The sequence below is a fragment of the Nocardia sp. NPDC050710 genome, assembly GCF_040654375.1.
Classification (GTDB): domain Bacteria; phylum Actinomycetota; class Actinomycetes; order Mycobacteriales; family Mycobacteriaceae; genus Nocardia.
In genome coordinates this window covers 1-4,196 of record NZ_JBFAHV010000060.1, presented here as the reverse complement: position 1 = coordinate 4,196, position 4,196 = coordinate 1, and the positions used below count along the sequence as shown (strand labels likewise).

The 4,196-nt window shown below is 65.0% G+C and carries 1 protein-coding gene; it reads right to left on the bottom strand.

Translation table 11 applies throughout. The features are described 5' to 3' along the window. Positions 1 to 4,156 (bottom strand): type I polyketide synthase (locus tag AB0H61_RS38945; RefSeq protein ID WP_357313948.1); only part of this gene is annotated, 4,156 nt, incomplete at its 3' end. Between the last annotated feature and the right edge of the window lie 40 nt (positions 4,157 to 4,196).

The following is a 4,196-nucleotide window of genomic DNA, read 5'->3' as shown; positions in this document are numbered from 1 at the left end:
ACGCCTCCCACGACACCTCCAACAGCAACCGCTGCTGGGGATCCATCATCGTTGCCTCGTTGGGGCCGATCCCGAAGAAATCCGGATCGAAGTCGGCAGCGGTGTGCAGGAACCCGCCTTCCCGGGTGTAGGACTTGCCCGCACGGCCGGGCTCCGGATCGTAGATGCCGTTGATGTCCCAGCCTCGGTCGATCGGGAGCGTCGTGACCGCATCCCCGCCGATACGGACCAGTTCCCAGAGTTCCTCGGGGGAAGTGATCCCTCCGGGGTAACGGCAGGCCATTCCGACCACAGCGATCGGATCGTCGTCAACAGCTCTGCTGGCAATGACCTCGATGTCCCGGCCGGTGCCGGTGAACTCGTCGGCCAGATATTTCGCCAAAGCCTGCGGTGTCGGGTAATCGAACACCAACGTCGCGGGCAACGGTAGACCCGTGACGGTTTTGAGGGCGTTGCGGAACTGGACAGCACTGACCGAATCGAAGCCCAGCTCGTTGAACGCCCTGCCCGCTGCAATCGCATTCGCGTTCTGATGACCCAGAATCGCCGCAACCTGACCACGCACGATCTCCACGAGAACACCGAAACGCTCACTATCAGGAGTATTCGCCAAACGAGCACGCAGCACCGTGAAGGCACCCGAGGCCGCTTTGCGGCGAGCAGGAATCAGACCAGCCAACAGCGATGGCGCGGCAGTCCCCGCGCTGCGGATGTTATCCAGATCGAGACGGGCAAGGATGGGAGCCGCGGTGTCCATCTCGATCGCGGCATCGAACAATGCCAGCCCTTGCTCCCGCGACAACGGCAGCACACCGGAGCGGGACATGCGGTGACGGTCGACGTCGCTGAGTTGCTCGGCCATACCCCCGTCCCACAGACCCCAGGCAAGCGACTGGCCACAATTACCCGAGGCCCTGCGCTGCGCTGCCAGCGCATCCAGACACGCGTTGGCCGCGGCATAGTTACCTTGGCCGGCGTTGCCGAACGCACCCGCCACCGAACTGAACAACACGAACGCCTTCAACGGCAGATCCGCGGTCAGTACATGCAAATGCAGCGCAGCATCGACCTTGGGCCCCAGCACCGCATCCATCCGGGCCGGGGTCAGCGAAGCGATAGCACCATCATCGAGCACCCCGGCCATGTGGAACACACCGGTGAGTGGACGGGCGACGGGAATATCGGCCAGCACGTCGGCGAGCGCGCCGCGATCGGCGACATCGCACGCGACGAACTCGACCTCCGCACCGAGATGCTGCAATTCCACTCGCAGCTCGGTGGCGCCGGGGGCAGATTCACCGCGACGGCTCAACAGCAGCAAGCGCCGGACGCCGCGCGTGGCAACCAGATGCCGGGCGAACAGCCCACCGAGCAACCCACCCGCACCGGTGATCAGAACAGTGTCGTCCCGACCGAAAGAGGGTTCCACGGCAGCGGTTTTCGTCGTCGAAGCCGCTCGGCCCAACCGCGCAATGTATACCTGTCCATTCCGCACAGCCACCTGAGGTTCGGCAGCAGCCACAACCCCAGCCAGCAGCCCGGTGAGTTCGGAATCGGTGTCGATCAACACGATCCGACCGGGACTCTCCGCCTGCGCCGAACGAACCAGACCACCCACCGCCGCACCGGCCAGATTCGTAATATCCTCCCCGGCAACCGACACCGCACCACTGGTCCGAACCACCAGCACCGATTCACCGAACCGATGATCGGCGATCCAGGACTGCAGAACCTCCAGAACAGCATGGGTCGCGGTGTGAACGGCGGCGGGATCATTACCCGTCGGGCACTCCAACACCACCACCGGCGGGACCTGCTCACCAAGATCCGGCCACGCCACCGCGGTGACGTCGGCTTCACGCACCGCGATCGGTGTCCAGCCGATCTGGAACAACGCGTTACCGACGACGGATGCACCGGTCGTGAGCTGCGCGGGATCGATCGGCCGAGTAGCCAGCTGCCGCACCGTCGCAACCGGAGTGCCCGTCGTATCCGCCAGATCCAGAGCTACCGCGTGCTCGCCGACGCGAGTGAGCCGGACACGCAAGGCATCAGCCCCAGCCGCATGCACGGTGACACCGGACCACTCGAACGGCAACGCCAGCCCAGCTCCATCCGCCGACATGTCATCAGCTGAACGCAAAGCATGCAATGCCGCATCCAGCAACGCCGGATGCACACCGAACTGCTGCGCCTCGGCCCGGGCCGCGTCGGGCAATTCGACCTCGGCGTACAGCACCCCGTCCGATCCGCGCCACACCGACCTCAGCGCCTGGAACACCGGACCGTAGTGGTAGCCCTGTGCATCGAGGGAGTCGTAAACCCCATCGATGTCCACGACGACCGCACCGGCGGGCGGCCACTGCACCAGATCCACAGCCGCACTATCAAGCCTCGGTGCGAGCACACCCTCGGCGTTCAACGTCCATGACGGCATCGAATCGATGCCATCATCGGGGCGGGAGAAGATCCGGACCGCGCGATGGCCGGTCTCGTCCTCGCCACCGACCACAACACGCACCGCGAGTCCGGCAGACTCCGACAGTGCCAGTGGGGCTTGAAGGACCAGCTCCTCGAGGGTCGAGCAGCCGACTTGTTCTCCGGCGTGCAGGGCGAGTTCGACCAAACCGGTTCCGGGGAACAGTACGGTGTCCATCACCGTGTGATCGGCCAGCCATGGGTGCGTCTGCACCGACAGTCTGCCGGTGAGAGTTACCGCATCGGAGTCCGGTTGAGAGACGACCACCGAGGCCAAGGGGTGTCCGGTAGCGGCGAGACCCATCGCCCGGGCATCACCGCCGGCGGTGGACCTTTCGGCCATCCAATAACGCCGACGCTGGAAAGCGTAGGTGGGCAAGTCGATTCGCTCGGCACTGGAACCGGTATACATACCCGCCCAGTCCACATCGGCACCGGAGACGAACAACCCGGCCACGCCACCCAGCACGGCCGACACATCCGCCTGACCCCGACGCGCCAACGCCACCACAACAGGAGCCACGACCGCAGCCCCCGCACTCACCTGCCCACCGTCGAGAGTCTGGTCGATCATCGGGGTCAACACCGCATCGGGACCGACCTCGGCGAACCGGGTCACTCCCAGACCCGCCATCGCGGTCACCGCATCGGCGAACCGCACCGTATTCCGAACCTGACCCACCCAATACGACGGATCCGACATCTCATCGACGACGCGAGCACCGGTCACCGTCGACACCAACGGCAAGCTCGGACGAGCGAACGCCAAACCCTCGATTGCCGAGGCGAATTCAGCCAGCATCGGCTCCATCAACGCCGAATGGAACCCATGCGAAACACGCAACCTGTGTGTCCGCCAACCACGCCCGGTACACGCCTCGACAACAGCCGAGACCGCGTCCTCAACACCGGACAACACCACCGACGACGGACCATTCACCGCCGCGATCGACACGCCATCCAGCAGCAGCGGCGACACATCGGTTTCTGAAGCACCGACCGCGACCATCGCCCCACCAGCGGGCAGTGCCTGCATCAACCGACCACGCGCAGCCACCAACACACACGCATCCGCCAACGACAACACACCCGCCACATGCGCGGCAGCCACTTCCCCGATCGAGTGACCGGCCACCACATCCGGGCGAACACCCCACGACTCGAGCAGCCGGAACAACGCCACCTCGAACGCGAACAAACCCGCCTGCGCGAACACCGTCCGATCAACCAGATCCTCGGACGCCAACGCCACACTCAACGAAACCGGTTGTCCCAACAACGGATCCAACTCAGCGACAATCCCGTCGAAAGCCCCGGCGAACACCGGATACGCCGCACGCAGCTCGGTGGCCATACCCGCCCACTGCGCACCCTGACCGGAAAACACCACACCCGTCGAACCCGACACCACGCGACCGGACACCACACCCGGAATCGTTTCGGCACGCCCCAACGCTTGCGTACCGGCCCGCAGGCCGTCGCGCTCGGGCGACAACACCACGGCACGGTGGTCGAACAACACTCTCGAAGTCACGAGCGAGAAGCCGACATCAATCGGGTCCTGGTCATGGTCGGCGACATGCGATGCCAAACGCCTGGCCTGCTCGGCAAGGGCCTCGTCAGTACGCGCCGAGACCACCCACGGCAGCACTCCACCAGCCAGGACGGTCTTGACCACTGGTACCGGCTCCACCGCTACAGCCGGTGTTTGCTCGATG